Below are 14,666 nucleotides of genomic sequence, written 5' to 3'. Positions count from 1 at the left end.
CGTTCCGCTCGGGGATGCCGTGTCGCGCGCGGGAGTCGTACGTCTGTCTCCGCATCGCGCCGTGTGGCGGCCCGTTCGGCGGCCTTCTGTCAGCGAGCCGCCGAAGGAGGCGGCAGGCGCAGCTCGGCGAGGTCCGGGGGGATCGGGGAGTCGGGGCGGAAGAAGGGGGCGGGCTCGCCGTCGGCCGCCGTGGCGGGAGCGTCCGTGAGGCGGAAGCGGTCGCGCAGCCGGCCGTAGAAGTCGGTGGGCCCCAGCCGGATGAGGCACACCCGCTGCGGAGCCCGGAAGACACCGATCCAGTCGCCCGGGTCGAGTACGCCGCGCAGCTGTCCGTCGATGCTGACCGCGGCCTGGCCGGAGTGGGGCAGCACTCGCAGGGCGACGGGCTCGTCCGGAGCGGCGACCACGCTGCGGTTGAAGGTCATGTGCGGCGCGATCGGCGTGAAGACGACGGCGTCCATGTGCGGGGAGAGCACGGGGCCGCCGGCGGCGAAGCTGTAGGCGGTCGACCCGGTGGGGGTGGCGACGGCGAAGGCGTCGGCCGAGTAGGAGGCGAGCCGCTGTCCCGCGAGATAGACGCCGACGCTGACCTGGCGGTCCCGGGCCAGCTTTTCCAGGACGACGTCGTTCAGAGCCGTGACGTCCAGGGCCACCCCCCAGCCGTCCCCCTCCGTCGTCTCGGCTCTGACCTGCGGCGGCGGCAGCCCGGCACCCCGTCCGTACTGGAGCAGGGCCTCCATGCCCTCGGGGATCTCCAGGGCTCGGGAGGCGCGCATGGTCAGCGTCATGCGTTCCTCGACGGTGGCTTGTCCATCGTGGACAGCCTGCAGCGCCCGCGTCACGTCGGCCGCCGGTACCTCGGTGAGGAACCCGACCTTGCCGAGGTCGACGCCCAGCACGTTCGCGCCGCTCTTGACGGCGATCCGGGCACCGCGCAGAAAGGTGCCGTCGCCGCCGAGGGTGACGACGAGGTCCGGGTTGCCGGCCGCCTCCGCCTCCGCCCGCCCGCCGCGACGCCGCTGGTCCTTGGCCCAGACGTCGATATCGGTGCACCGGATGTCTCGCGCGTCGCACCAGGCGTGTACGGCGCGGGCGACGTCGCGGGCCGCGCTCCGCCCCTGATGGACGACCAGTCCGACGCGGTGTACGGGCACAGCAACCTCCGGGTCCACGCGAGCACGTACCGCAGGCCCGGGGCCTTGGACGGGCGGACCGTGGCGGCCCCTGCCGAGCTCGGACCCGGGACTGAACACGATCCTTCCACGAATGCGGCGTTCCGGTACGGCGAGGCGGGCCGGCCTGCCCTGTCAGGACCGGGTGGGGATACCCGCCGGGCGGGGCGGTGGTCGTCGTACCCCTGGCGCGTACGTCGCGTCCGGACCCGGAGCGGATGAGTGGGGCGCGCCACCGTCCGGGAGCCAACTCCGCCCAGAGGGCGGCGACTTCGCCGTTTCCCCGATCACGGCGGCGAGTTGCCCCGGAGGTTCGCCCCGGCCACCCGTGCCGCCCGGACGGATTCCGGCCGTGTCATCATCGATCGGATGCGCCAACATCCCTACGGCCAGGGCGAGTTCAGGCAGCGGTCACGGGCGGATGCCCGGGCCGGAACTCTCCCGCGGACCGAGCAATTTCGGACACTTGGGCATCTCGCCGAACGCTGAACGACTATCGTCTCGAATTGACGTCTCCTGAGCGACCGATAAGGCTCGGAGATCCCGTCATGGCCGCTTTCATCCACATTATGAAATAATCCGACAGGCCCCATGAAAGGTTCCTTTCGTGATCAACAGCAATCACGAGACTGATTACGAGAGCATCCGGCTCGACCGCAGCGGCCAGGCCGAGGCCTTCGACGCCATCGGTGACCGCTACGACGAGGCCTTTCCCCACAAGGAGGGCCAGGTCGCCGCGGGTGAGTGGCTGATCGGATCGCTGCCCGAGGGATCGCGGGTCCTGGATCTCGGCTGCGGCACGGGAGTGCCGACCGCGCGCCAGATGACGGACGCCGGGTTCGAGGTCGTGGGCGTCGACCTCTCCGGCGGCATGGTGAAGCTCGCGAGCGAATACGTCCCGGACGCGACGTTCCACCAGCTGGACCTCGCCGACCTGCGGCCAGGAGGCCCGCGCGACCTCGGCCGCTTCGACGCCGTCGCCGCCTTCTTCTCGCTGCTGATGCTGCCGCGCGCGGAGATTCCCCTCGCCCTGCGGACCGTCCGTCATCTGCTCGCTCCCGAGGGCCTGTTCGTCCTCTCGATGGTCGAGGCCGATGTGGACGACTTCTCGATCCCGTTCCTCGGGAACACGATCAGGGTCTCCGGCTACCTGCGGGAGGACCTGCACAAGGTCATCGAGGCGGCGGGCTTCGAGATCGTCAAGGAGACCTCGTACACGTACGCCCCCGCGGTGGCCGACGTCCCGCCCGAGGAACAGGTCTTCCTCTGCTGCAGAAGGTGTGACTGAGGAGGCCCGGTCCGAGCCGCGGACCGCGCCACCCACTGGACGGGACAGAACGCGTGACCGAGCACCACACCCCCCACGATGACACCCCGCCGCAGGGCCTCGCCGCACCTGCCGCGGTGACCGACGACGCCGTGCCGCAGACGGACCGTCTTCGGTACCTCGATGTCGCGACGCGCCGGATCGCCCGCGGGATGGATCTGGACGAGACGCTCCGGGAACTGCGGCAGGCGGCCGTGCCCGCGTTCGCGGACGCGATATTCATCCACCTCGACGATCCGCTGCCGTTGGGCACGGAGCAGTCGGCGGCACCCGTCGTCCTCCAGCTGCACAGCGCGGACCGGGCGTCCCCGCCGGCGCCGCACCCCGACGGGGCTCCGCCCGCGCCGCCGCTCCCCGAGGTCGCCGAGCGGGTCGAACCGGCCGGCGGCGGCCGGCTCGCGCAACTGCTGCGGGACGGGCGGCCCGCGTTCGGTGACGCGCCGGGCAACGCGCCCGCGGTCGCCGAACTGCTCGGAGCGGGGGCGGACCCACCGGTGAAGCCGCCACCGGGCCACCGCCTGATCATCGCGCCGTTGCAGGGCCGCCACCACGTCATGGGCACGGTCGTCCTGCTCCGCGGGACGGACCGCCCCGTCTTCACCGGCGACGACCTGCTCGTCGCCTCGCAGCTCGCGACGCACACCGCGCTCGGGGTCCAGAAGGCCGTGATGTACGGCCACGAGGCAGCCGTGGCGGACACCCTCCAGCACACCATGCTCCCGTCGTCGCTGCCCGAGCCGACCGGCGTCCGGCTGGCCAGCCGCTACCTGCCCGCCTCGAAGACCGCCCAGGTCGGCGGCGACTGGTACGACGCGATCCCGCTCCCCGGCAACCGCGTCGCCCTGATCGTCGGCGACGTCATGGGCCACTCGATGACCTCCGCCGCGATCATGGGCCAGCTGCGCACCATCGTGCAGACCCTCGCCGGACTCGATCTGCCGCCCGACGAGGTCCTGCACCACCTCGACGAGCAGGCCCAGCGACTGGGCAGCGACCACATCGCGACCTGCCTCTACGCGATCTACGACCCGATTTCGCACCGCCTGCTGATGGCGAACGCGGGTCACCCGCCCGCGGTGCTGCTGCACGAGGACGGCCGCGCCGAGGTGCTGGCCGTCCCGCCCGGTGCTCCGATCGGCGTCGGCGGCGTCGTCTTCGAATCGGTGGAGATGGCCGCGCCCACCGGGGCGACCCTGGTGCTGTACACCGACGGACTCGTCGAGTCCCGCGACACGGACATCGGAAGCGGTGTCGAGGCGCTCCGGGTCCGGCTGCAGGGCACCGCCCGGGGGCTCGCCTCGCTGGAAGTGCTGTGCGATCACGTACTGGGCACCCTGACCCCGGGCACCCGGGACGACGACATCGCCCTGCTCACCGCCCGGTTCGAGGGCTTCCCGCCCGACAGTGTCGGGTACTGGTACCTCGCCCCGCACCCGATGACCGCGGGACAGGCGCGCCGGCTGACCCGCAGGGCCCTGCGCCGCTGGGGACTCGAGTCGCTGATCGACCCTACGGAACTCATGGTCAGCGAGGTCGTGACGAACGCCGTGCGCTTCGCCTCGCGGCCCCTCTCGCTGCGGCTGTTGCGCACCGATGTGCTGCGCTGCGAGGTGACCGACGACTCGCCCCAGGTGCCCCGGATGCGCCACGCCGACCTCGGGGACGAGGGCGGCCGTGGCCTGTTCCTGGTCAATCAACTCGCCCTGCGCTGGGGAGCGACGAGGCTGAGCAGCGGCAAGGTCGTCTGGTTCGAGCAGAAGATCCCGGCGAAGTAGCCGCACCGACCCACCGGCAGCCGGTGGGGCCGCCTCTCCCGCCTCTCCCCTACCCGGCGTGCCCGGTGGCCCGTACGACATCCGGTGTCAGTGTCAGTGCGGCCGGTAGGCCCTGGGGAGGCGCATGCCGCGCTCGGCCATGATCTGCCGTACGCGGTCGGGGTAGTTGGTGATGATGCCGTCGACGCCCAGGTCCATGAGCGCCTCGACGGTGGCCGGGTCGTCACAGGTCCAGGGGACGACCTTCAGGCCTCGGACATGGGCCTCGGAGACCATCGACGCGTCCGGATAGAAACGGAAGCCCGGGTCGCCGACCTTGCCGCTCCGCGGGAAGCCGTAGTTGGGCGAGAGGGCCCTGACACCGGGGACGGTGGCGGCGGCCCTCACGAAGTCGCCGTCGTAGTCGTCCGCGTCGATCCCGCCCAGCCACGGCGAGGCACCCGGCTGACCGACCTGGAGGAAGTCGTAGTTGGTGAGCGCCACGAGCGGCCACTTGGGAGCGAGCCGGTGCATCTCCTTGAGCGCGCCCCAGTCGAAGGACTGGATCGTGACCTGGCGCTCGATGCCCGAGGCGTGGATCTCCTCGTACACCCGGCGTACGAACAGCCCGCGCGGCGCCGTCTGTTCGGGTGCGCCGGCCTCGACCTTCGTCTCGATGTTGAGGGTGATCTTCCTGGCCCGGTAGCTCTTGACCAGATTCAGGACGTCCTTGAGCTCGACCATCCTGAAGCCTTTGACGATCTCCTGCTCGGGGAAGCCGGGCAACTGCTGGTAGCCGCAGTCCATCGTCTTGATCTGAGCCAGAGTCAGATCCTTGATGTACTTCCCGACGTACGGGTACATCGGGTCCCCCGGCGTGACGGGAGCGGTGTCACGGCACTTCTGGGCGCTGACCTGCCGGTCGTGGTTGACGACGACCTTGCGGTCCTCGGTGATCTGGGTGTCCAGCTCCAGGGTGGACACCCCGAGGCGCATCGCCTTGCCGAACCCGGCCAGGGACTCCTCGGTCGTCATACCGATGCCACCGCGGTGCGCCTGCAGATCGAAGGGGGTTCTGTGGAGCGGCACTCCGGAGCGATCGGCCGGTGTCGCCCGAGCGATCGCCGGGGAGGCGAGCATCGGTAACAGGGCCAGGGCGACGAGGAAACTCCGAGGGGACATCAAAACCTCACTCGTGTAGGTACCCGCGTTGTCGCGCGTGTCGGTTCGGGTGCCCGGCGGATGCCAACGCGCTGTCCCGTGACAGCCGACGGATGGGACGGGGTGTGCTCGGAGCCGGAGCGTAAACGCGTCGACAGGGCCCGTCTCACCCGCCACAGTGGCCTCCCATGACGAGCAGCGAACTGTGGACCCGTGCGACCGCCGACCGCTACGACGCCGAGGAGACCGAGAACTCCTCGCCCGCCGTTCTCGGGCCGGCTCTCACCTTCCTCGCCGAACTCGCCGGAGACGGCCGGGCACTTGAGTTCGCGATCGGAACCGGACGCGTGGCCGTCCCGCTACGGGAACGTGGCGTGCCGGTGGTGGGCATCGAACTGTCCGAGCACATGGTGGCGGTCCTGCGGCACAAGCTGGACGAGGACACGCTCCCGGTCGCCATCGGGGACATGGCCACGACCGTCGTCCCCGGCGAGTTCACCTTGGTCTATCTCGTCTACAACACGATCACGAACCTGCTCACGCAGGACGAACAGGTCGAGTGCTTCCGCAACGCGGCACGCCATCTGGCGCCTGGCGGCCGGTTCGTCATCGAACTGGGTGTTCCGCCGCTGCGGTTCCTGCCTCCCGGGCAGGTCGCGGTCCCGTTCGACGTCTCCGAGGGGCACCTCGGCTTCGACACCTTCGACCTGGTCGAGCAGATCCTCGTCTCGCACCACCTCACCCGCGACGGCGACGACGGCCGCTATCGCCGCGACGCCTCCCGGCACCGGTACGCGTGGCCGGCGGAACTCGACCTGATGGCACGGATCGCGGGGCTCGAACCGGAACGGCGCGTCGCGGACTGGGACGGGGCGCCGTTCACCCAGGACTCCGCGAAGCACATCTCCGTGTGGCGCAAGCCGGCCTGAGGGGGGCGTAAGCCGGCCTGAGGGGGGCGTAAGCCGGGCTGAGGGTGGCGCAAGCCGGCCTGACGCCGGGAAGGGCTCCGCAGTCCCGGCCGCGCCCGGGCTAGCCGAGGAACGACAAGCGAACCTCACGGTGAGGGTTGTCCCGGTTCGTGTCCACGAGGCACACCGACTGCCACGTCCCCAGCTCCAGGCTCCCGTCGACCACGGGCAGGGTCGCGTGCGGCGGGACGATGGCGGGGAGGACGTGGTCACGGCCGTGACCGGGGCTGCCGTGACGGTGTTGCCAGCGGTCGTCCGCGGGGAGCAGGGAGTGCAGCGCGGTGAGGAGGTCGTCGTCGCTGCCCGCGCCCGTTTCGATGATGGCGATTCCGGCGGTGGCGTGGGGTACGAAGACGTTCAGGAGACCGTCACGGCCCGCCGCGACCTCGCGGAGGAAGGCCTCGCAGTCGCGGGTGAGGTCGACGATCGCCTCCGACGAACCGGAGGCGATGTTCAGGACGTGCGTGGTGAAGGCATCGGACATGCCTCAATCCTCTCCCATACGACGGATTCCGCACGTGATCCAGAAGCCGCGCGGAGGGATGCGGGACCCGTACATCTCGCCGGTCGCGCTCGCAGCTGGGCCGGATCCTGACCGGCGGTGACAGGGACCGCGGGGCCGGCCGGTCGCGGGTGGCCGCGACGCGAGCCCGTCGGGTGGCTCACAGTCGGGCGCCCGGCGGGAAGATCCCGGAGACCGGTCCGGTTGGTAGAAGCGTGAACAACACAGAGGTACGCGCGCGTGAGGTCGATGTGGTCGTCATCGGCGCCGGACAGGCCGGTCTGGCCGCCGCCTTTCACCTGCGGCGCACCGGCTTCGAGCCCGGACGGGACTTCGTCGTCCTCGACCACGCGCCGCGCCCCGGCGGCGCCTGGCAGTTCCGCTGGCCTTCGCTGACGTACGGCAAGGTGCACGGGATGCACGCCCTGCCCGGTATGGAACTCACGGACGCCGACCCGGCCCGCCCGTCGTCCGAGGTCGTCTCGGAGTACTTCGACGCCTACGAGCGCGCCTTCGAGCTGCGGGTACGCAGGCCGGTCGATGTCAGGGCCGTCCGGGAGGGACCCGACGGACGCCTGCTAGTGGAGACCGGCGACGGTACATGGACGACCCGGTCCCTGATCAACGCGACGGGCACCTGGGACCGCCCGTTCTGGCCCCGCTATCCGGGCCAGGAGACCTTCCGCGGGCGGCAGTTGCACACGGCGCAGTATCCGGGCCCCGAGGAGTTCGCCGGGCAGCGCGTGGTCGTCGTGGGCGGCGGCGCTTCCGGCACCCAGCATCTGATGGAGATCGCCTCGCACGCCGCCACGACCACCTGGGTCACGCGGAGCGCCCCGGTCTTCCGTGAGGGCCCCTTCACCGAGGAGTTCGGCCGGTCCGCCGTCGCGCTCGTCGAGGAGCGGGTCCGCCAGGGACTTCCGCCCCGGAGCGTCGTCTCGGTCACCGGGCTGCCGCTGAACGACGCGATCCGGCAGGCGCTGGCCGACGGCGTGCTGGAGCGGCGGCCGATGTTCGACCGGATCACCCCGGACGGCGTGGTGTGGGCGGACGGGCGGCGCGTGGACGCCGACGTGATCCTGTGGGCGACCGGTTTCCGGGCCGCCATCGACCATCTGGCGCCGCTGCGGCTGCGCGAGCGGGGTGGTGGCATCCGCGTCGAGGGGACACGTGTGGTCGCCGATCCGCGGATCCACCTGGTGGGCTACGGACCGTCCGCGAGCACCATCGGCGCCAACCGGGCCGGACGGGCCGCCGTACGGGACATCAGACGGCTGCTGGCGGGCGCGCCGGTCGCCGCGTGATGCCCCACGCGGTGCTCAACGCGCGGGAGAGGCCGCGGTGGGAGCAACCGCGGTCGGGGCAACCGCGGTGGGAACAGCAGCCGTGGGAGCAGCAGCGGTGGGAGCAGCAGCGGTCGGAGCAGTTGCAGTAGGAGCAGTCGCGGTGGAAGCGGCCGCCGTGGGGGACGCGCTGTGGTGGTTCCGGTTGAACTCGGCGACGTTGCGCTGGTGCTCCTCGTAGCTCGCCGTGAAGCGCGTGTCGCCCGGTTTGACCGTGACGAAGTACAGCCAGTCGCCCGGGGGCGGGTTGATCGCTACACGCATCGCCTCCTCACCGGGATTGGCGATCGGTGTGGGCGGCAGGCCCATGCGCTGGTACGAGTTGTAGGGGCTGTTGATCCTCGTGTCGTCCTGGCTGGTGCTCAGGGTGGAGCGGTTCAGCGCGTAGTTGATGGTGGAGTCCATCTGCAACGGCATACCGCGCTCCAGGCGGTTGAAGACGACCCGGGCCACCTTGCCCATGTCCGCCTTGGTCGCCGCCTCCGCCTGCACGATGCTCGCGATGGTGACCGCCTGATAGACGTTCATCGCGTTGCGCTGCGCGCCCGCCGCGATCGGCGCTCCGTTGAACTTCTTGTTCGCGGTGCTGACCATGAACGTCAGGAGCGACTCCGGGGTCGTCTTCTCGCCGAGCGGATACGTCGCCGGGAAGAGATAGCCCTCGGGGTTGCCCTGGGCGTCGTTCGGGAGCTTGAGGGCGGCTTTGACGAGGGACTTCTTGGTGGTGCCCGCGGGCACCCGGAGGGCCTTGTCGACGGCCGCGTAGACCTGGCCGGAGCGCCAGCCCTCCGGAATGACGAGCGACGTCGGGGGCGCGTCCTCGTTTCCCATGCTCAGCAGCGGCACCGCCACGGCGGTGGCCGCCACGACGGCTCCGGTCGCGATGAGGGCGACCCGGCCCCGGCGCGTCAGTCGAATCGTGCTCGGTGGCGGAGTGTTCATCTGCATAACGGGCACGGTAACCCGCTAAAGCACACAAACCCGGCATATCGTCATCTTGTCGGCTCCAGTTGGGCGTCCCGGTGCACCAGGGCGGCGTAGCGCCCCTCCTGCGCCAGGAGTTCCTCGTGCGTGCCGCGCTCGACCGCGCGGCCCGAGTCCAGGACCACGATCTGGTCGGCGCCCCGGATCGTGGACAGCCGGTGCGCGATGGTGAGCGTGGTGCGGTTGGCCGACAGGGCGTCGATGGCCTCCTGGACGGCGTGCTCCGTACGGGTGTCCAGGGCGCTGGTCGCCTCGTCGAGGATGAGCACGGGCGGGTCGCGCAGGATCGTGCGGGCGATGGCGAGGCGCTGCTTCTCGCCCCCGGAGAACCGGTGGCCGCGCTCGCCGACGACCGTGTCGTACCCGTCGGGCAGCGAGGTGATGTGGTCGTGGATCTGGGCCGCCCGCGCCGCCGCGTGCAGCTCCTCGTCGGTGGCGTCCGGCTTGGCGAAGCGCAGGTTCTCGGCGACCGAGGCGTGGAAGAGGTACGTCTCCTGGGAGACGACGCCGACCGCGCGCGCGAGGGTGTCGAAGTCGAGGTCGCGGACGTCGACCCCGTCGAGGGTCACGCGCCCGTCCGTGACGTCGTACAGCCGCGGCACCAGATAGCTGAGTGTGGACTTGCCGGAGCCGGTCGGTCCGACGACGGCGAGGCTGCCGCCTGCCGGGACGGTGATGTCGATGCCGTCGAGGATCGGGGCACCCTTGTCGTCGTAGCGGAACTCGACGTCCTCGAAGCGGATCTCGCCCTTGACCTGGTCGAGGTGGACGGGGCTCTCGGGTTCGGTGATGTCGATGGGCAGGTCGAGGTACTCGAAGATGCGCTGGAACAGCGCGAGCGAGGTCTGGATCTGCACACCGGTGGACAGCAGGCTGACCGTCGGCCGGAACAGGCCCTGCTGGAGCGAGACGAAGGCGACGAGCGTGCCGATCGAGATGGAGGGGCCGCCGAGCTGGAGGGCGACGCCCGCGGTCCAGTAGATGACGGCGGGCATGGCGGCCATGACGATGCCGATGACGGACATGCGCCAGCGTCCCGCCATGTTCGACCTCACCTCGAGGTCGACGAGGCCCTCGGACTCCTCCGCGAAGGATTTCGTGAGCGAGTCGGCCCGGCCCATGGTGCGCCCGAGCAGGATGCCGCTGACGGAGAGCGATTCGGTGACGGTGGCGGCCATCGCCGCCATCTGCTTCTGGCGCTGCGTGGTGATCTTCCTGCGTTCGTTGCCGACCCGGCGGCTGATCCACACGAACACCGGCAGCAGGAGCAGGGAGACGACGGTCAGGCGCCAGTCCAGGGCGATCATCGCGACGATCGTGGCGACCACACTGGTGAGGTTGGAGACCAGCGAGGTGGCGGTGGAGGTGACGGTCGCCTGCATGCCGCCGATGTCGTTGGCGATGCGCGACTGGACCTCACCCGTGCGCGTCCTGGTGAAGAAGGCCAGCGACATGCGCTGGAGGCGGCCGTAGACCGCTGTGCGCAGATCGTGCATCACGCGCTGGCCGACGGTCGTGGAGATCAGCGTCTGCAGGACGCCGAAGACGCCGCTCAGGACGGCGCTGAGGATCATGCCGAGCGCGAGCAGGGTCAGCAGACCCGTACGGCCTTGGGGGATCGCGGTGTCCAGGATCGCCTTCAGCAGGAAGGGCGTGGCGACGGACACGAGGGACGCGGCACCCACCAGCAGGCCGACGATCGCGAGGCGGCCGCGGTAGGGCCGGAAGAGACTGAGGATGCGGCGCACCTGCCGAGGCTGTTCCTTGTCGACAGGTGGCGGGCTCCAGGTTGACTGGTCGGGACGCAATGGACTCCTAGTGAAATGGGACGACGGGGACATCAGTGAGGTTCCGACGACTGACGGAGCCTAGCTCATTGTTACCTATACTCACAATGAACGGCATCCTGATATTGTTCCCGCATGACCACCCTCGATGCCGACGGTCTGCTCGCCGAGCAGTTGCTGCGCCTGACGCGCCGCGTGCACCGCATCCAGAAGCGCCATCTGGAGCAGCGCGAGCTGGGCATCACACCCGCCCAGTCACGGCTGCTGCGCACGCTCGCGCACTACAGCTCACCGCCCCGCATGGCCGATCTCGCGGAGCGCCTCGAAGTGGTGCCGCGCGCCGTGACCACGCTGGTCGACGGCCTGGAGGCGAGCGGCAGGGTGCGCCGGGCCCCCGACCCCACCAACCGCCGGGTGATCCGTATCGAGGTCACGGACGAGGGACGCAAGGCGCTGCGCGAACTGCGCGCCGCGCGCCGCGGCGCCGCGGAGGAGATCCTGGCTCCATTGACGGACGAGCAGCGCGAGGTGCTCGGCGGGCTGCTGGACACCTTGGTGGACGGCATGCCGAGGGCGGAACACCGTTGCTGAGACGGTTCAGGACGGAACTCCGCCGCTGAGGCCGCCCGGAGCGGAACACCGCCGCCGGACCGGCCGAGCACGGGAGCGCGCCGCTCGATGAGCCCGAGAGGGAGGGTGCGCGATGCCTCTGCTGGAGCCCGACCCCGACGCACTGCGCCCCGACGGACACCGCGAGGCCCCGGCGGCCGACCGGGTCCCCGAGGACCGGGCCGGGGGCACCCCTGAGCCACTGCGCGGTGACCTGATCGCGCTGCTCGGCGCCGACAAGGTGCTGACCGGGATCTCCGACCTCGTGCGCTACGCCTCCGACGCCAGCCCTTACCGTTTCGTGCCGCGGGTCGTCGTGGTCCCCGAGGACATCGACGACGTCTCGGCCGTGCTCTCGTACGCGCACGGCAAGGGCCGCGAGGTGGTGTTCCGCGCGGCGGGGACCTCGCTCAACGGCCAGGCACAGGGCGAGGACATCCTCGTCGACGTACGCCGGCACTGGACGGGCGTCGAGGTCCTGGACGGCGGAGCGCGGGCCCGTATCGCCCCGGGCACGACCGTCGCGCGCGCCAACGCCGCGCTCGCCCGGCACGGGCGCGTGCTCGGTCCCGATCCGGCCAGCGCGATCGCCTGCACGGTCGGCGGCGTGGTCGCGAACAACGCCTCCGGCATGACGGCGGGCACCACCCGCAACTCGTACCGCACGCTCGCGTCGCTCACCTTCGTCCTGCCCACCGGCACGGTCGTGGACACGGCGGAGCCGGACGCCGACGAACGGCTCGCGCGCGCCGAACCGGCCCTGTGCGCCGGGCTCATGGAGCTCAAGGCGGAGATCGAGTCCGACGCCGGGCTCGTCGCCCGCGTCCGCGCCAAATACGCGATCAAGAACACCAACGGCTACCGCCTGGACGCCTTCCTCGACGGCTCGACGCCCGTCGAGATCCTGCGCGGTCTGATGGTCGGCTCGGAGGGCACCTTCGGCTTCATCTCGGAGGTCGTCTTCGACACGCTGCCGCTGGAACGACGGGTCTCCGCCGCGCTGCTCTTCTTCGGCTCGCTGCCGGCCGCGGCCGCCGCCGTGCCCCTGTTCACGGCAGCGGGCGCCTCCGCCGTCGAGCTGATGGACGGCAACACGCTGCGCGCCTCGGTGAGCGTCGAGGGCGTACCCGCGGACTGGGCGGGACTCCCCGGCCCGACGACCGCACTGCTCGTCGAGTTCCGCGCTCCGGACGAGGCCACGCAGGACGCGTACGAGGAGAGGGCCCGCGCGCTGCTGGAGGGGCTCCCCCTGGTGTCCCCCGTGTCCTCGGTGGCGAACTCCTTCACCCGCGACCAGCGGATCGTCGCCGGCTACTGGAAGGCCCGCAAGGCGTTCGTCACGGCGGTCGGCGGTGCCCGTCCGTCCGGCACGACGTTGATCACGGAGGACTTCGCGGTGCCTCCCGAACGGCTCGCCGAGGCCTGCGAGGCGCTGTTGGAACTCCAGACCCGGCACGGCTTCGACGCCGCCGTCGCGGGCCACGCCGCCCACGGCAATCTGCACTTCCTGCTGGCCTTCGACGCGTCCGAGCCGGCGGATGTGGAGCGCTATGCCGCCTTCATGGACGAGTTCTGCCGGCTCACCGTCGAGCGCTTCGACGGATCGCTGAAGGCCGAGCACGCCACCGGACGCAATATCGCGCCCTTCCTGGAACTCGAATGGGGCGCCGGGGCGACGGAGTTGATGTGGCGCACCAAACGGCTGATCGATCCCGACGGAGTGCTCGCGCCGCGCATCGTGCTCGACCGTGATCCGCGGGCGCACGTGCGGGGCCTGAAGACGATCCCGCGGGTCGAGGCCATCGCCGACCCCTGCATCGAGTGCGGCTTCTGCGAACCGACCTGCCCCAGCCAGGACCTGACGACCACACCGCGCCAACGGATCGTGCTGCGCCGCGAGATGATGCGCCAGCCCGGCAACTCCGCGGTCGAGAAGGGCCTCCTGGAGGCGTACGGATACGACGCCGTGGACACCTGCGCGGGCGACTCGACCTGCAAGCTCGCCTGCCCGGTCGGCATCGACACCGGCGCCCTGATGAAGGAGTTCCGGCACGCCCGGCACTCGCCGCGCGAGGAGAAGGTCGCCGCGCTGGCCGCGCGGCACTTCCGCGCCCTCGAGGTCTCGGCCCGGCTGGCCGTCGCGGCCGCGGACCGGATCGGCAGCCGGCGGATCACCGCCGTCACGCGCGCGGCGCGCAGGGTCGTACGCCCGGACCTCGTGCCCGAATGGCTGCCGCGGATGCCGGGAGCCGCCACCTCCGCCATGCCCTCCACAGCGCGCGTGGGGGCCGTCGCCGTCTACTACCCGGCCTGCGTCAACCGCATCTTCGCCGGCCCCGGAGACGTGTCGCTCGCGCGGGCCGTCGTCGCGGTCTCGGAGCGAGCGGGAAAGCCGGTCTGGATCCCGGACGACGTGAAGGGCACCTGCTGCGCGACGATCTGGCACTCCAAGGGGTACGACGCGGGCAACGCCGTGATGGCCAATCGCGTCGTCGAGGCGGCCTGGGGCTGGACCGCCGGCGGCAGACTGCCGCTCGTCGTGGACGCCTCGTCCTGCACGCTCGGCATCGCGCGGGAGGTCGTTCCGTATCTGACCGCCGACAACCGGGAGTTGCACGCCGGGCTGACGGTCGTCGACTCGCTGGTGTGGGCCGCCGAGGAGCTCCTCCCCCACCTCACCGTGCACCGCACCCTCGGCTCCGCCGTGCTCCACCCGACCTGCTCCATGCGGCACTTGGGCGACGAGGCACAGCTGCGTGCGGTGGCCGAGGCGTGCGCCGACGAGGTGGTGGTGCCCGACGACGCCGGGTGCTGCGCCTTCGCGGGCGACCGCGGCATGCTCCACCCGGAACTCACCGAGTCGGCCACCCGCGAGGAGGCGGCGTTCGTGACCTCCCGCGACTTCGACGCGCATCTGTCGGCGAACCGTATGTGCGAGGTGGGCATGGATCACGCGACGGGCCGCGGCTACTACTCCGCCCTGCTGGCGCTCGAACACGCGACCCGTCCCGTGGCGGAGGGCCGGTCCGGGTGACCCGGCCGCCCCTCCGGACACCGCC

At 71.0% G+C, this 14,666-nt stretch carries 11 protein-coding genes; 6 read left to right on the top strand and 5 right to left on the bottom strand.

The annotated features are described in order from the left end of the window. Positions 1 to 89 precede the first annotated feature (89 nt). Entirely contained in the window at positions 90 to 1,154 is a 1,065-nt protein-coding gene (locus OOK38_RS28395) for an NAD(+)/NADH kinase (RefSeq protein WP_266848901.1), read from the bottom strand. A 625-nt stretch (positions 1,155 to 1,779) separates the two neighbouring features. On the opposite strand from OOK38_RS28395, the gene OOK38_RS28390 reads away from it, so the two are divergent. Together OOK38_RS28390 and OOK38_RS28385 are read left to right on the top strand one after the other, a co-directional pair. Next, positions 1,780 to 2,460 (top strand): class I SAM-dependent methyltransferase, encoded by a 681-nt coding sequence (locus tag OOK38_RS28390; RefSeq protein ID WP_266755881.1) that lies wholly within the window; start codon positions 1,780 to 1,782, stop codon positions 2,458 to 2,460. 191 nt (positions 2,461 to 2,651) lie between these two features. Then, the gene (locus OOK38_RS28385) at positions 2,652 to 4,274 is read left to right on the top strand and encodes a SpoIIE family protein phosphatase (RefSeq protein ID WP_266849381.1); all 1,623 of its coding nucleotides are present in this window, start codon (positions 2,652 to 2,654) and stop codon (positions 4,272 to 4,274) included. Positions 4,275 to 4,367: 93 nt separating this feature from the next. Here OOK38_RS28385 and OOK38_RS28380 read toward each other — a convergent pair whose 3' ends face one another. Beyond that, positions 4,368 to 5,435 (bottom strand): glycerophosphodiester phosphodiesterase family protein, encoded by a 1,068-nt coding sequence (locus OOK38_RS28380; protein WP_266755882.1) that lies wholly within the window; start codon positions 5,433 to 5,435, stop codon positions 4,368 to 4,370. A gap of 167 nt (positions 5,436 to 5,602) precedes the next feature. Between OOK38_RS28380 and OOK38_RS28375 the strand changes: the two genes are divergently transcribed. Beyond that, the gene (locus OOK38_RS28375) at positions 5,603 to 6,343 is read left to right on the top strand and encodes a class I SAM-dependent methyltransferase (protein ID WP_266848899.1); all 741 of its coding nucleotides are present in this window, start codon (positions 5,603 to 5,605) and stop codon (positions 6,341 to 6,343) included. Between the two features lie 100 nt (positions 6,344 to 6,443). Here OOK38_RS28375 and OOK38_RS28370 read toward each other — a convergent pair whose 3' ends face one another. Then, positions 6,444 to 6,866, bottom strand: a complete 423-nt coding sequence (locus OOK38_RS28370) for a secondary thiamine-phosphate synthase enzyme YjbQ (RefSeq protein WP_266848898.1) — start codon at positions 6,864 to 6,866, stop codon at positions 6,444 to 6,446. Positions 6,867 to 7,099: 233 nt separating this feature from the next. Here OOK38_RS28370 and OOK38_RS28365 point away from each other — a divergent pair, with 233 nt between their 5' ends. Further along, positions 7,100 to 8,188 (top strand): NAD(P)-binding domain-containing protein, encoded by a 1,089-nt coding sequence (locus OOK38_RS28365; RefSeq protein WP_266848896.1) that lies wholly within the window; start codon positions 7,100 to 7,102, stop codon positions 8,186 to 8,188. A gap of 15 nt (positions 8,189 to 8,203) precedes the next feature. On the opposite strand, the gene mltG is transcribed toward OOK38_RS28365, so the two are convergent. Continuing rightward, positions 8,204 to 9,175 carry an endolytic transglycosylase MltG gene (gene mltG, locus OOK38_RS28360; protein WP_266848894.1) on the bottom strand — a complete coding sequence of 324 codons (972 nt, stop codon included), beginning with the start codon at positions 9,173 to 9,175 and terminating at the stop codon, positions 8,204 to 8,206. A 44-nt stretch (positions 9,176 to 9,219) separates the two neighbouring features. Further along, complete coding sequence (locus tag OOK38_RS28355) at positions 9,220 to 11,019, bottom strand: ABC transporter ATP-binding protein (protein ID WP_266848892.1); 1,800 nt, start codon at positions 11,017 to 11,019, stop codon at positions 9,220 to 9,222. A gap of 114 nt (positions 11,020 to 11,133) precedes the next feature. On the opposite strand from OOK38_RS28355, the gene OOK38_RS28350 reads away from it, so the two are divergent. Together OOK38_RS28350 and OOK38_RS28345 are read left to right on the top strand one after the other, a co-directional pair. Beyond that, positions 11,134 to 11,589 carry a MarR family winged helix-turn-helix transcriptional regulator gene (locus OOK38_RS28350; protein ID WP_266755888.1) on the top strand — a complete coding sequence of 152 codons (456 nt, stop codon included), beginning with the start codon at positions 11,134 to 11,136 and terminating at the stop codon, positions 11,587 to 11,589. 112 nt (positions 11,590 to 11,701) lie between these two features. Then, the gene (locus tag OOK38_RS28345; protein ID WP_266848890.1) at positions 11,702 to 14,641 is read left to right on the top strand and encodes an FAD-binding and (Fe-S)-binding domain-containing protein; all 2,940 of its coding nucleotides are present in this window, start codon (positions 11,702 to 11,704) and stop codon (positions 14,639 to 14,641) included. Positions 14,642 to 14,666: the final 25 nt, after the last annotated feature.

Source organism: Streptomyces sp. NBC_00568, from assembly GCF_026341855.1.
GTDB lineage: Bacteria > Actinomycetota > Actinomycetes > Streptomycetales > Streptomycetaceae > Streptomyces.
Note: the sequence above shows the minus strand (reverse complement) of the source record. Positions and strands in the feature narration are given on the sequence as shown.

What these genes read in the sequence shown, in the direction of transcription:
- OOK38_RS28375 (WP_266848899.1), top strand. Translation starts at nt 5,603, where the DNA reads ATGACGAGCAGCGAACTGTGGACCCGTGCGACCGCCGACCGCTACGAC.
- OOK38_RS28385 (WP_266849381.1), top strand. Translation starts at nt 2,652, where the DNA reads ATGGATCTGGACGAGACGCTCCGGGAACTGCGGCAGGCGGCCGTGCCC.
- mltG (WP_266848894.1), bottom strand. Translation starts at nt 9,175, where the DNA reads ATGCAGATGAACACTCCGCCACCGAGCACGATTCGACTGACGCGCCGG.
- OOK38_RS28345 (WP_266848890.1), top strand. Translation starts at nt 11,702, where the DNA reads ATGCCTCTGCTGGAGCCCGACCCCGACGCACTGCGCCCCGACGGACAC.
- OOK38_RS28350 (WP_266755888.1), top strand. Translation starts at nt 11,134, where the DNA reads ATGACCACCCTCGATGCCGACGGTCTGCTCGCCGAGCAGTTGCTGCGC.
- OOK38_RS28370 (WP_266848898.1), bottom strand. Translation starts at nt 6,866, where the DNA reads ATGTCCGATGCCTTCACCACGCACGTCCTGAACATCGCCTCCGGTTCG.
- OOK38_RS28380 (WP_266755882.1), bottom strand. Translation starts at nt 5,435, where the DNA reads ATGTCCCCTCGGAGTTTCCTCGTCGCCCTGGCCCTGTTACCGATGCTC.